Below are 12940 nucleotides of genomic sequence, written 5' to 3' on the forward strand. Positions count from 1 at the left end.
CACTTTACAACGAACGTAAACTCAAATTATACGGCCCGCTCGCTATTGCTCCCACACCCCAACATTCCCACCCGAGCGCCATGCCAAAAACTCATAAGCACAAGTTCCTGCGGGAACAATATCGACGCATGCTTGCGTCCGACCACCACATTGATCCACGCTGGCGTGACAGTTTCGACGCGTTCCTGACGGATATTGATCATCTGGCGCCGAATACCGGAAGCCGCCGAATTATTGGCCGCAGGAACACCAAGCTCGGTTTCGTACCCGGAAATGTCGAGTGGCATTGGGAAAGCACAACACTGCCGGTATCGCGGGAAAACAGGGGACGCTAAGCCCGACAGCGTGACACGGCTGAAAGCAATCCCGCCAAGTCGAGCCTCCCGGTAGCGTGGCCGTGTCTACCACCTTTTTGAGCTTTTCTCTTCTGCCAGTCTTGTCTCGACCTGTCTTGTCAACAACCTGACGTCATTGAGAACCGGCTTGCTGGACTGCCAGCGGATGACTGCCGACCCACGAGACGCACTGCCTTCTGCGGGAGCCCAATAGCGCGCAGCACATTCGCTCGCAAATTTCATTTGTGCGTTATGTGAACAAATATCATATAACGCACAAAATTCTTGCCGTAACGAGTACTCTCGCTCTATCCCTGTGGTCAGGGAGGCACGAGGAGGCCTCATCCGGCAAGGAGAGATCCCGCATGGACAAGACAATGGGGAGCGCGGCCGACGCCGTCTCCGAAATAGGCGATGGTGCCATCGTCATGATCGGTGGTTTCGGCGGCTCGGGTGCGCCGATTGAGCTCATTCACGCCTTGATCGACAAAGGGGCGAAGAACCTCACGGTGATAAACAACAATGCCGGCAATGGCCGTATCGGCATTGCCGCGATGATCGATGCCGGCATGGTCAGGAAGATGGTCTGCTCCTTCCCGCGCTCATCCGATCCGCGTGCCTTCACCGATAGATATCTGGCCGGTCAGATCGAGTTGGAGCTTGTTCCGCAGGGCACGCTTGCCGAGCGCATTCGCGCCGGCGGTGCCGGGATTCCGGCCTTCTACACGCCGACGGGTTACGGAACCGAGCTGGCCGACGGCAAGGTGATCGCGGAATTCGATGGCCGCCATTATGTGCAGGAACGCTGGCTGAAGGCCGATTTTGCGATCGTCAAGGCACATGTCGGCGATACCTACGGCAATCTCACCTACAACAAGGCGGGACGCAATTTTAACCCGCTGATGTGCATGGCGGCGGCCAAGACGATCGCCCAGGTCTCGACCATCGTGTCGGCCGGCGACATCAATCCCGAGCACGTCGTCACACCCGGCATCTTCGTCGACCGCGTCGTCGAAATCGCCGATCCGCAACAGGAAGAAGAGCTCATTCGAGCCGGGGTGGCCTACGCATGACCGTCGACACCAGAGAAGATATCAAGCTATCCAACGCCCAGATCGCCTGGCGTGCCGCCCAGGACATTGCCGATGGTGCCTATGTGAACCTCGGTATCGGCTTTCCGGAAATGGTCGCCCGCTATCAGCCGCCGGGTCGACAAGCGATCTTCCATACGGAAAACGGCATTCTCAATTTCGGCGAGGCGCCGCAAGCTGGCGAGGAGGACTGGGATCTCATCAATGCCGGCAAGAAGGCGGTAACGCTGAAGCCGGGTGCGGCCTTTTTCCACCATGCCGACAGCTTTGCGATGGTTCGCGGCGGCCATCTCGATGTCGCGATCCTTGGCGCGTATCAGGTCGCTCAGAACGGCGATCTCGCCAACTGGCGCGTCGGCGCCAAGGGCGTGCCGGCCGTCGGCGGCGCCATGGATCTGGTTCATGGCGCCAGGCAGGTCTGCGTCATCACAGAACATGTCACCAAGAACGGCGAGCCGAAGCTGGTCGACAAATGCACGTTTCCGCTGACGGGGGTGGCTTGCATTACCCGTATCTATACGAGCCATGCCGTCATCGACATCAAGGACAGGCGTTTTTTGTTGCGGGAGAAGCTGCACGCCATGTCGGTAGAGGAGCTGCAGGCCATGACGGGCGCCCCGCTCCATATTGAGGGGCCGGTTGCCGACCTCGTCGTTCCAGAACTTTGAGGACAAGTCTATGACCGAAGCCTTCATCTGCGACTATATCCGTACGCCGATCGGCCGTTATGGCGGCTCACTTTCCTCCGTGCGTGCCGATGATCTCGGCGCCATTCCGCTGAAGGCGCTGATGGCGAAGAACGCCTCTGTTGACTGGGAGGCGGTCGACGACGTGATTTTCGGCTGCGCCAACCAGGCGGGCGAGGATAACCGCAACGTCGCGCGAATGTCGCTGCTTCTCGCCGGTCTGCCGGTTTCGGTGCCGGGCACGACGATCAACCGGCTCTGCGGCTCGGGCATGGATGCCGTCATCACCGCAGCGCGTGCCATTCGATCAGGAGAAGCCGAACTGATGATCGCCGGCGGTGTTGAAAGCATGTCGCGTGCGCCCTTCGTGATGCCGAAGGCCGAGACCGCTTTTTCGCGCGCTGCCGAAATCCACGACACGACGATCGGCTGGCGTTTCGTCAATCCCCTTATGAAGAAGCAATACGGCGTCGATTCCATGCCGGAGACGGGCGAAAACGTCGCCGAAGATTACAAGGTCAGCCGCGTAGACCAGGATGCCTTCGCTGTCCGCTCGCAGGCGAAGGCTGCTGCCTCCCAGGCAAGCGGCCGGCTGGCCAAGGAAATCACCTCGGTGACCATCCCGCAGCGCAAGGGCGATCCCATCACCGTCGAGAAGGACGAGCATCCGCGCGCAACCAGCATGGAAGCACTCGCAAAATTGCCGACGCCCTTCCGTCAGGGCGGCACGGTGACGGCCGGCAATGCTTCGGGCGTCAATGATGGGGCGGCCGCCCTTATCATCGCCTCGGAAGCTGCGGCGAAGAAATACGGGCTGACGCCGATCGCCCGCGTTCTCGGAGGTGCGGCTGGGGCTGTTCCGCCTCGTGTCATGGGCATCGGCCCGGTACCGGCTTCGCGAAAGCTGATGGTGCGGCTCGGCCTGAAGCAGGACCAGTTCGACGTTATCGAACTCAACGAGGCCTTTGCCAGCCAGGGTCTGGCGGTGCTGCGAGAACTCGGCATTGCCGATGACGATCCGCGAGTAAACCGCAATGGCGGGGCGATCGCGCTCGGTCATCCGCTCGGCATGTCAGGCGCCCGTATCACCGGTACTGCAGCCCTCGAACTTGGCGAAACCGGCGGCCGCTATTCGCTGTCGACCATGTGCATCGGCGTCGGTCAGGGCATCGCCGTGGCGCTCGAAAGGGTCTGAGAGCCGTTTATTCGGGAATTGATTGCATCATGATTTCGCTGCGCACGACCGGCGCCTCGGCGCCGAAATAGGTCTTGCGCAGCTTGGGGTCAGCGTGCGGTCGACGGGAAGTCGAAAAGCGGAATCGTCGCGCCTGAGCGCGATTCCGTAGGGCACGCGGATGGAGAGGCGACTGCCGAGTGCCAGCACCGAAGGATGAGTTGCTCCGTCGGCAAGGTCGATGAGAAGGGATCGGTCGGCAAGGCCGAAAGTTTGGCCCGTCGGTCATTTGTCAACGGCGGCGCCGGCGCCGGAGGCATGGCATCTCGCTCTTTCGTGCATTGCCCTTCGCCAATCTCCCCTGCTAAGACTGGCACATATCGTTTTATCACCTATGTCTTTGGTTTTTCGGGAGGCTATCGTCGCCATGGCAGATCTTGCTCAATTGCTTGCATCCATCAAAATTCCTGACCTCGCCGGCAAGGCCGTGCTGATAACAGGCGCTTCCACGGGCATCGGCGCGGCCGTTGCGCGCGCCTTTGCCGCGCAGGGCGTCAAGGTCGGTATTCATTACAATTCAAGCCGCGAACCAGCCGAAAAGCTTGCCGATGAGATCAAGGCAGCGGGCGGCGCAGTGCATCTGGTGCATGGCGACGTGTCGCGGGAGGGCGAAACGGAGCGTGTCGTCGAAGAGACGGCCAAGACCTTCGGCCATCTTGACGGTCTCATCAACAATGCCGGCGGCATGCTCGGCCGCAAGCCGACCTCAGAATATACCGACGAGCATTATGAGAAGGTCATGAATCTCAATGCCCGCTCGGTTCTGGCTGCAACGCGCGCCGCCCATCCCTGGCTGAAGAAGCAGGGTGGCTTCATCATCAACACGACCTCGATTGCTGCCCGCAATGGCGGCGGCAACGGCGCGATCCTCTATGCGGCCTCCAAAGGCTTTGTCTCGACGATCACCCGCGGCCACGCCAAGGAATTCGTTGCCGACAGGATCCGCGTCAATGCGGTCGCACCCGGCGTCATCGCAACGCCTTTCCACGAGCGTTACACGAATGACGAACAGATGGAGATGCAGCGCAAGTCGATCCCGATGGGCTTCGTCGGTACATCGGAAGATTGCGTCGGCGCCTATCTCTTCCTCGCCTCGCCGACGTTTTCAGGCTATGTGACGGGCCAGATCCTCGAGGTTAATGGCGGCCAGCTGATGCCCTGATTGGGGCTGGAAAGATCGCAATTTACGGAACTTTCGCACCGCAATGACGTTTCCCGCTTGGCCATTTAACAAACGGGGGCGTCATGAGCTTTTCCTTTTCCGAACTCGACTTCCTGAAACCGGAACTGGGGGCGGAATATATCGGTTCAGGCACGCATTTCGCGGTTTTCTCCGCACATGCAGAACAGGTGGAGCTCTGCCTCTTCTCTCCCGACGGCAAGAAGGAGATTGCCCGGCTGCCGCTGCCGAAGCGCGAGGGTGATATCTGGTCGGGCTATATTGCCGGCGTCGGTCCAGGCACCGTCTACGGCTACCGCGCGCACGGTCCCTACGATCCGAAGAACGGCCATCGGTTCAATGCCAACAAGCTGCTGCTCGATCCCTATGCCAAGCAGGTGCTCGGCGATCTCAAATGGGATGATGCGCTCTATGGTTATACGATCGGAAAGGACGATCTTTCCTTCGATGAGCGCGACAGCGCGCCTTACATGGTCAAGGGTATCGTTCAGGATCCGGATTTCGATTGGGCTGGTGAAGAAGCAATACGGCGGCCATGGCCGGAGACGGTGATTTATGAGGCGCATGTCCGCGGACTGACGATGCTGCATCCGAAAGTGCCGGACAGGCTGCGTGGCACCTTTCTCGGCATGTGCAGCGATCCGATCATCGATCATCTCGTAAAGCTCGGCATATCGGCGATCGAGCTGCTGCCGATCCAGTTCTTCCCCAACGACCGCTATCTCGAAGAGAAGAAGTTGACGAATTACTGGGGCTACCAGACACTCGGTTTCTTTGCGCCGAAGGCACGCTATCTCTCGGGCGACAAGATCACCGAGATCAAGACCATGGTGAAGAAGTTCCATGCCGCCGGCATCGAAGTCATCATGGACGTCGTCTACAACCACACGGCCGAGGGCAGCGAGAAAGGACCAACCCTTTCCTTCCGCGGGCTCGACAATGCGAGCTACTACACCCTTTCGCCTGATGATCCGCGCCACACCTTCGATACGACCGGGACCGGCAATACGCTGAACGTTGCCAATCCCATGGTCATGCGCATGGTGCTGGACAGCCTGCGCTACTGGGTTAGCGCCATGCATATTGACGGCTTCCGCTTCGATCTCGCCAGCACGCTCGGCCGCGAGGATCTGGAGTTCGACCGGCAGGGATTGTTCTTCGGCGCGATCCGTCAGGACCCGATCCTTGCCGGCGTCAAGCTGATCGCCGAGCCTTGGGACGTCGGCGACGGCGGCTATCAGGTCGGCGGCTTCCCGCATCCCTTCCGCGAATGGAATGATAAGTTCCGTGACGACGTGCGCCGCTTCTGGAAAGGCGATGGCGGCATGGTATCGGAGATCTCGCAACGTATCACCGGCTCGGCGGTTCAGTTCAACCATTCGGATCGCGGCGCGACTTCATCGATCAACCTGCTGTCGGCCCATGACGGCTTCACGCTGGCCGACACGGTTTCCTTCGACGACAAGCACAACGAGGCGAATGGCGAGGATAACAGGGACGGTCATTCGGACAATCATTCCGATAATATGGGTGCCGAAGGCACGACCGATAACGAGGACATCAACAGGCTTCGCGCGCGCCGTCGTCGCAACATGATGGCGACGCTGATGCTCTCCCAGGGCGTCCCGATGATCCTCGCCGGCGACGAGATCGGCAACAGCCAGGGCGGCAACAACAACGCCTATTGCCAGGACAATGAGATCGGCTGGACGAAGTGGGATGGCCTCGATGATCCGTTCCTCGATTTTTGTCGCAACGCGGTTGCCTTCCGCAAGGCGCATCCCGTGCTGAGGCAGGAGCGTTTTCTGACGGGTGACAGTACCGAGGACGGACGCATCGAAATCGCCTGGTACAAACCGGATGGCAACTTCATGGATGACGGCGCTTGGAATGACAACGGGCTTCAGGTGCTCGGCGTCTATCTTTCTAAGAGTGCGCATTCCCCCGAGACGGAAGAGATGGATGATCTCTATCTGGTCTTCAACGCCGGCGGCGATTGCGAGGTGTATTTGCCCGAGGTCAATGGCCTGAAGCAATGGGCTCGCGTGCTCGATACCGGGGCGGAGGACGACGGTTTCAAGCTTCATGAGCAGGAGAGCCCCGTGATGGTTTATGCCCAAAGCATCGCAGTCTTTGCGCCGAAGGGGCAGACCAAACCGCCAAAGGATGCAAGCAAGGCTGAGCGCCGCAGGTGGTTCCATTTTGGTCGGCGGAGCAAGTGACGGATCAGTAGCAAGAATGAATGCCGACGTCATCACCGAACTTGGCCTGGTTTATGTCAGCGATACCGAACCCGGTATCCGCAGACGACGAAAGGGAAAGGGCTTCAGCTATACGTTGCCGGACGGGAAAACACTGGCCGATGAGATCCAGCGGGCGCGCATCCGTGCGCTCGGCTTGCCGCCCGCCTATGACAATGTGTGGATCTGCATTGACGAGAACGGGCATTTACAGGCGACCGGCTTCGATGTCCGTGGCCGCAAACAATACCGTTATCACAAGGACTGGCAATCCTTCCGCAGCACCGGAAAATTCCATCAACTCATCGAATTCGGCAATGCGCTGCCAAAGATCCGGCGAACGGTGCTGCGCCATCTCGATACCGGTGCAGAGGACGTCAACGGCGTGCTTGCGGCGCTGACGATATTGCTCGACGAAGCGCATCTGCGTGTCGGCAACCAGGCCTATGTGAAGGAGAACGACACCTATGGTGCAACGACCCTGCTGAAACGTCATCTGAAGATGGTCGATGGGCGTATCGAGCTGAAATTCCGCGCCAAGGGTGGCAAACGGGTCCAGCGCAGTCTCAAACATCCGCGCCTGCAGAAGATTTTGGAAGAGATCGCCGATCTGCCGGGCAGGCAGCTTTTCGTCTGGAAGGATGAGACCGGGGCGCTAAGGCCGATCGATTCCGGCCGGTTGAATGCCTATCTCGCTGAGATCTCGGGCATTGCCATTTCCGCCAAGACGTTCCGTACGTGGGCAGGTTCGCTTGCTGCTTTCGGCGCAGCGCGTAGCGCCGTGTCAGAAGGACGGCGGCCGACCGTCAAGGAGATGTCGGAGGCTGCCGCCGACGCCCTGCACAATACGCCGGCGATCTCGCGCTCCAGCTACATCCACCCGGCAATCATTGCGCTTTCGGCCAAGGATGAGACGCTGGAGGAGGGCGGCAGCGAGCCCCTGCGTGGGCTTCGGGCGGATGAGAACCGCATGCTGGATTTCCTGACGCGTCGCAGCATTCCCGAGTGAATAAAAAGAACCCGCAGCGGAGCTGCGGGTTACGCATTCAACAGGAGAGTATGGGGCACGTTCTCGTGGCGGCCTTCCTCGACCTTTTCGACATTTCAAATTCTGGATCGAACGCAAAACCGATGGCAATGCCAATCGTTCCCGAAAAATTGAAAAGCAATCCCTGATCAGGAAGCATCCATGTCGAGTTCCGGATAGTGGCGGAAAATGCCTTCCGTGCTGAAAGGCAAGCGGCGGTCGGATTTCAGATAGCGGGCGATGTTGGGGCGATGCTCGACGCTGTCATGGAGGGCGGCAAGCAGCGGATATTTGCTGCGGTAGCTGCTCATCGCCTTTGGAAACGCATAAACCAGGCCTTCGACGATCTGGAAGAGCGACAGGTCCACATACGTCAGTGCATCGCCGGCTACATGTTTGGCGCTATACGGATTCTGCTGCAGCACGCGTTCGAAATAGCTGAGGAATTTCGGGATGCGCTCCTTGGTGAAATCGGCCGAGCGGGCCTTCGCTTCCTCCTTTTGGTCTTCATAATAGAGCGAGGTGGCGATCGGGTGATGCGTGTCATGCACCTCGGCTACAAAATCGGTGATCGTCAACTGCAACCCGTTCACCACATAGCGCAGCCCTTCGTCATCCGGTGCCAGTCCGAGTTTGGGGCCGAGGTAGAGAAGAATGTTGGCGACATGCGGAATGATGAGGTCGCCCTCCTTGAGGAAGGGTGGGGCGAAGGGAATATGCGCCTCGCTTTTGCTCTCCATGATGGTCAACATCGCGCCGGTGCCACGCCCGGGGCCGGACTGGCGGGTCATGTCGATATAGTCGGCACCCGCTTCCTCGAACGCCAGCCGCACAAATTCTCCACGGCCCTGGATGCCGTCCCAATAATAAAGCTCGTAAGTCATTTGCCCTCGTAGTGTCTTTAACGCCTTGGTTGACAGCCGAAATCCTTGCGAAGTTCGTCCTTCGCCTTTTCAAGTGTGCCCTTCTGCTTCTTCGTCAATTGGTCGCCAGCGCGGTTGATGTAGAAATTCAGCATCGGCATCGCCGACCGGAAGGGCTCGATTTGCGCCGGTCGCTGTTTTCGGCCGAGTGTTTCAGGCAATCGGCGACCTTTTCGGATCGTCGGAAGTGAACGCGCCTTCCTTAAAGTCCATGGCGTCATTGTTTTCGGTGACACGCTGTGACTATTTTTTCTTGCTTTTCGCCATCGTGCGTTTCCTTCGCAGCGACATGCGGCGCGAGTCTGCCCGCTACCTGGCTGATCGTGCCGTCAGTGATGGGCGTGGTGCTCGTTGCGCTTGCGAGTGGCGGCTGCCTTCTTGGCGGAAGCGGAACGCTCTTCTTTCGAGCGGGATGCGGAGGCGTGGCCGCCGATCTGTCCGCCTTTTTCGGAGGATTCGTTCGTATCCTTCTTGCCGCGCCCAGAGCCTGATTTATTGCCGCCGCCGCTTTCCTTGTTGACGGTTGCCCATGCGCGGCGTTCGGCCTCCCCTTGGGATACACCGCGGTCCTCATAGCCTTCCTCGATATGCTCGGCCTTTCTCTTCTGCTTGTCGGTATAAGCGGATTTGTCACCTTTCGGCATGGCTGCCTCCTTTGGTTCGAAAGAGGCTCAACCGCCGGCCATGTAAAAAGTTCCGGGCCTTCCCCGCCGCCACCAGTTCGGCAAATTTCCGGAACTCGAAGACCCGAGGCAGTCAGGGGCTCTATGCTATGGGGCGCTGGCTGGCAGCGGTCTTCACTGCGCGGTCGAGTGCTGCAGTGGTAAACGGCTTTGGCAGCAGCACAGAACCGGAAAAACGGTTCGCATCCGGCAGATTGCTGTTGCCGGTCGCAAAGACCAGGCCGACCGAAGGGAAGGCTTCGCGCGCCAGCGCTGCTAAGGCCGGGCCGGAAATGCCCGGCAGGCCGACATCGGCAACGACGATATCTATATCCGTGCTGTGCAGGAGTTCGATGCCCTGTTCGCCGCTGTCGGCTTCGATCACGTCATAGCCGAGGTCCCGCAGGATTTCGGCTGTATCCATGCGGATGAAGGCATCATCCTCGACCAACAGAAGTTTCAGCTTGGCCTGGACGATGTCGCGCGGCTGCGCGCTGTCTGGCAGCGGCACCGGGTTGCTCTGGCGGCGTTGTGGCTGATTGACGAGGACGTGGCGGACTTTTCGCGCCAAGGCCTCGCGTGTATAGGGCTTGGAGAGGAGCTCCAGGCCGGGATCCAGCCGGCCGCCATGGACGATCGAGTTTTCGGTATAGCCTGACGTATAAAGCACGGCGACGTTGGGCAGCCGCTCGCGGGCCATGCGCGCGAGTTCAGGGCTCTTCAGCGGACCAGGCATGACGACGTCGGTAAAAAGCAGGTCGATATGCGCGCCGCTCTCGATCACGGTCAACGCGCTCTGCGCATCCTTGGCCTTCAGGACGTAATAGCCGAGATCGGTCAGCATCTCGACGACGGTTGTACGCACACCTTCATCATCCTCGGCGACCAGAATAGTCTCGGTGCCGCCGGTTGCGGGAACATTGTCGCCAGTGGCTATCCGGTCCTCGCTCTGGAAGGAGCGGGGAAGATAAAGCTTCACCGTCGTGCCTTCTCCGATCTCGCTGTAGATCTTCACATGGCCGCCGGACTGCTTGACGAAACCGTAGACCATGGAAAGGCCGAGACCGGTACCCTTACCCTCCGGTTTGGTGGAGAAGAACGGTTCGAAAGCCTGCTCGATGATCTCCGGTGGCATGCCTGAGCCGGTGTCGGTGACGGCGAGCACCACATATTGGCCGGCTGCGACCTCCGGATGAGTGCGGCTATAGGAATCGTCGAGAAAGGCATTGCCCACTTCGATCGTCAGTTTGCCGGCGCCATCCATTGCATCACGTGAGTTGATCGCAAGGTTCAGCAGTGCGTTCTCAATTTGGATCGGATCGGCAAAACTGTTCCAGAGGCCGCCGGAGACCATGGTCTCCACTTCGATTTCCTCACCCAGCGCGCGGCGCAGCATGTCATCCATGACAGAGACGAGGCGGCCGATATTGATCACCTTCGGCTCCAGGGGCTGGCGGCGGCCGAAGGCGAGAAGCTGGCTGGCGAGCCGCGATCCGCGCTCGACGGCGGATAGCGCGTTGGCAATGCGCTCCTTGGCTCGGCCGTTATTCGTCACATCCTTGCCGAGAAGCTGGAGATTGCCTGAAATGACCTGCAGCAGATTGTTGAAATCGTGGGCTACGCCGCCGGTGAGCTTGCCGATCGATTCCATCTTCTGCGCCTGCTGCAGGGCTGCTTCCGCCTGCTGGCGTTCGAGGATTTCGGCGGCGACGCGAACCTCAAGCGTTTCGTTCAGCTTACGGAGTTGGTCCTCGGCACCGCGGCGCTGGGCGATTTCGACCTCTGCAGCGCGGATGAGCCTGGCGTTGTCGATTGCGACGGCAGACTGGCCCGCCAGGCTGACGAGGCTTGCCTCTGCCGCATCCGAAAAGCGGGCGGGCTGGCTGTGACCGAAGAACAGTCCACCAATGACGCTGCCGTCGCGCGACTTGACCGGAACGGCGAGATAGCTGCGCACAGGAAGGTGGCCGCTCGGCATGCCGGAATGCGGCGCATTCTGCCCGTAGCGCGGATCAAGCAGGATATCGTCGGAGCGTACGACGCCCTCGCCGTTGAAAGTCGGCGCAAAGACCTTGGTGTTGCGCGGCATCGGAAACCTGTCGAAATGTTTCCGTTCAACACCAGACAGCGCGTAAAGCATGTAACTGCCGCCTTCACCATCATCGACATTGTAGAAGAACGCGCCGAATTCGGCGTCCGTCAACGTCACGCCGGCATCGACGGCGATCTGTGTCAGGCGATCGACGTTAAGCTCGGCCGTGATTGCCGCACCGGCGCGATTGACAACAGCGAGTGTGGTGGATTTTTTTCGCGCCTCATCCAGCGCGATGCGCTCGCGGCGTTTGCCAAGCACCTGGTCCGTCACTTCCATTGTCGCGCAGAGAATGCCGGCGACCTTGCCGTCGTCGTCCCGTAGCGGCGTATAGGAAAAGGTGAACCACGTGTCCTCCGTCTGGCCTTCGCGCCTCATGGGAACGAGAAGTTCCTTGTAGAGCTGCGACCGTCCATCGAGCGTTGCCTGCACGATCGGCTCGAATTGCGGCCAGATATCCGACCAGACCTTGTGGAAGGGTTTTCCGAGGGATGCAGGATGCCGTTCGGGGAAGATCGCGACATAGGCGTCGTTGTAAATAAAGGCGAGTTCCGAACCCCAGGCGACGAATTTCGGCTGGCGTGAATTGACCACCATTTCCGCGATGTGCTTGAGGGAACTTGGCCATGCCTCGACCGGCCCGATGCCGGCTGCGTCTATGTTTCCCCGGCGCAGCAGATTGCCGATTTCGCTATCGCCTTCTGGCCAGCGGCCCCCAACCCGTGCCATCAAAAATCGCTTTCATTCATTGCTGCGGCATAGTCCGCACCGGGCTTGCCGGTCCATGTCGACAAAATAGAGGCGTGGGACATAAGGGAAAGGCCGAGCTACAAATATCGTTAACCGGGCAAAGCTCCGATTCCTTCAGCCAAGGCGTTTATATTTCCTGCTTCGGGTCCAGTTTCTGCGAGGCGGCAAAAGCGCGACTTAACACGAAAGATCGAAACTGGATTGGTTTGCGCGGATCACGGAAAAATATGCCGACTATATTATCGACAAAAAGGATCAGGCCGAGCGCGAAGCCGACGTAGAGCAGGGCGGCGATGAAAAGAAGCGACATCTCCATCCCCTACACCCGCGCTTGAAAACCACCGGCGCAGGCCACGCGGACCGGTATGATAGCAGCAAAACAGCTGTTCATGGCGACGTCCTCCGTTTGCCTGTTGCCAGAAACAAACGGAAGAGGTTCCTGTTCCCCGTTTCGAGGGGTGGACGCAGCTTTTTTACAAAGCTGTCCAGACGGACGTTTCATTCGGCTTGTGGTCACCCCCGCACAGAAGCTGGCGCTTCATGAACTTCTTAGCGTGAAACCAATTCAAACTTATGACAAAACGGGCCAAAGGGCGCTATTCAGAGCGCCCTCTTTCACTGCAATTGTATTTGCTGTCAGGAAGCCGATTTGCGTAGGGCTGTCCGCTTCGGGGCGGGTTTGACGATGCCGTCGGTCTTTGTGTTTGCTGCCGCCTGTTT

At 59.3% G+C, this 12940-nt stretch carries 10 protein-coding genes and 1 pseudogene; 6 read left to right on the forward strand and 5 right to left on the reverse strand.

The annotated features are described in order from the left end of the window. Positions 1 to 700 precede the first annotated feature (700 nt). The 6 genes from AC1DUP_RS13990 to AC1DUP_RS14015 all read left to right on the forward strand — a co-directional run bounded on the left by AC1DUP_RS13990 (position 701) and on the right by AC1DUP_RS14015 (position 7775). A complete protein-coding gene (locus AC1DUP_RS13990; protein WP_113307917.1) occupies positions 701 to 1408 on the forward strand; it encodes a 3-oxoacid CoA-transferase subunit A in 708 nt (235 codons plus the stop codon). Next, the gene (locus AC1DUP_RS13995) at positions 1405 to 2094 is read left to right on the forward strand and encodes a CoA transferase subunit B (protein WP_113307916.1); all 690 of its coding nucleotides are present in this window, start codon (positions 1405 to 1407) and stop codon (positions 2092 to 2094) included. Before AC1DUP_RS13990 ends, AC1DUP_RS13995 begins: the two co-directional genes overlap by 4 nt. 10 nt (positions 2095 to 2104) lie before the next feature. Further along, on the forward strand, positions 2105 to 3307 hold the full coding sequence (pcaF, locus tag AC1DUP_RS14000; RefSeq protein ID WP_477832924.1) for a 3-oxoadipyl-CoA thiolase: 1203 nt from the start codon (positions 2105 to 2107) through the stop codon (positions 3305 to 3307). A gap of 406 nt (positions 3308 to 3713) precedes the next feature. Beyond that, positions 3714 to 4508 (forward strand): SDR family oxidoreductase, encoded by a 795-nt coding sequence (locus AC1DUP_RS14005; protein ID WP_113296842.1) that lies wholly within the window; start codon positions 3714 to 3716, stop codon positions 4506 to 4508. A gap of 83 nt (positions 4509 to 4591) precedes the next feature. Next, positions 4592 to 6748: a glycogen debranching protein GlgX gene (glgX, locus tag AC1DUP_RS14010; RefSeq protein ID WP_113307914.1), complete on the forward strand. Its 2157-nt coding sequence runs from the start codon at positions 4592 to 4594 to the stop codon at positions 6746 to 6748. 16 nt (positions 6749 to 6764) lie between these two features. After that, entirely contained in the window at positions 6765 to 7775 is a 1011-nt protein-coding gene (locus AC1DUP_RS14015; RefSeq protein WP_113307913.1) for a DNA topoisomerase IB, read from the forward strand. Between the two features lie 167 nt (positions 7776 to 7942). Here AC1DUP_RS14015 and AC1DUP_RS14020 read toward each other — a convergent pair whose 3' ends face one another. The 5 genes and pseudogenes from AC1DUP_RS14020 to AC1DUP_RS14040 form a co-directional block, all read right to left on the reverse strand. Then, positions 7943 to 8677 (reverse strand): glutathione S-transferase, encoded by a 735-nt coding sequence (locus AC1DUP_RS14020; protein WP_115036888.1) that lies wholly within the window; start codon positions 8675 to 8677, stop codon positions 7943 to 7945. Between the two features lie 17 nt (positions 8678 to 8694). Further along, positions 8695 to 8929, reverse strand: a pseudogene (locus AC1DUP_RS14025) (DUF3175 domain-containing protein). Between the two features lie 116 nt (positions 8930 to 9045). Then, positions 9046 to 9360, reverse strand: coding sequence for a plasmid stabilization protein (locus tag AC1DUP_RS14030; protein ID WP_113307911.1), 315 nt, complete (start codon positions 9358 to 9360; stop codon positions 9046 to 9048). Positions 9361 to 9481: 121 nt separating this feature from the next. After that, entirely contained in the window at positions 9482 to 12199 is a 2718-nt protein-coding gene (locus tag AC1DUP_RS14035) for a hybrid sensor histidine kinase/response regulator (RefSeq protein WP_477832925.1), read from the reverse strand. Positions 12200 to 12347: 148 nt separating this feature from the next. Continuing rightward, positions 12348 to 12530, reverse strand: a complete 183-nt coding sequence (locus AC1DUP_RS14040; RefSeq protein ID WP_113296836.1) for a hypothetical protein — start codon at positions 12528 to 12530, stop codon at positions 12348 to 12350. Positions 12531 to 12940: the final 410 nt, after the last annotated feature.

The sequence above is a fragment of the Rhizobium sp. 01L419 genome (genome assembly GCF_056400025.1).

Excerpts from the sequence above, each read along its gene's own strand:
- pcaF (WP_477832924.1), top strand. The coding sequence starts at position 2,105 with ATGACCGAAGCCTTCATCTGCGACTATATCCGTACGCCGATCGGCCGT.
- AC1DUP_RS13995 (WP_113307916.1), top strand. The coding sequence starts at position 1,405 with ATGACCGTCGACACCAGAGAAGATATCAAGCTATCCAACGCCCAGATC.
- AC1DUP_RS13990 (WP_113307917.1), top strand. The coding sequence starts at position 701 with ATGGACAAGACAATGGGGAGCGCGGCCGACGCCGTCTCCGAAATAGGC.
- AC1DUP_RS14020 (WP_115036888.1), bottom strand. The coding sequence starts at position 8,677 with ATGACTTACGAGCTTTATTATTGGGACGGCATCCAGGGCCGTGGAGAA.
- AC1DUP_RS14015 (WP_113307913.1), top strand. The coding sequence starts at position 6,765 with ATGAATGCCGACGTCATCACCGAACTTGGCCTGGTTTATGTCAGCGAT.
- AC1DUP_RS14005 (WP_113296842.1), top strand. The coding sequence starts at position 3,714 with ATGGCAGATCTTGCTCAATTGCTTGCATCCATCAAAATTCCTGACCTC.
- AC1DUP_RS14030 (WP_113307911.1), bottom strand. The coding sequence starts at position 9,360 with ATGCCGAAAGGTGACAAATCCGCTTATACCGACAAGCAGAAGAGAAAG.
- glgX (WP_113307914.1), top strand. The coding sequence starts at position 4,592 with ATGAGCTTTTCCTTTTCCGAACTCGACTTCCTGAAACCGGAACTGGGG.
- AC1DUP_RS14040 (WP_113296836.1), bottom strand. The coding sequence starts at position 12,530 with ATGTCGCTTCTTTTCATCGCCGCCCTGCTCTACGTCGGCTTCGCGCTC.
- AC1DUP_RS14035 (WP_477832925.1), bottom strand. The coding sequence starts at position 12,199 with ATGGCACGGGTTGGGGGCCGCTGGCCAGAAGGCGATAGCGAAATCGGC.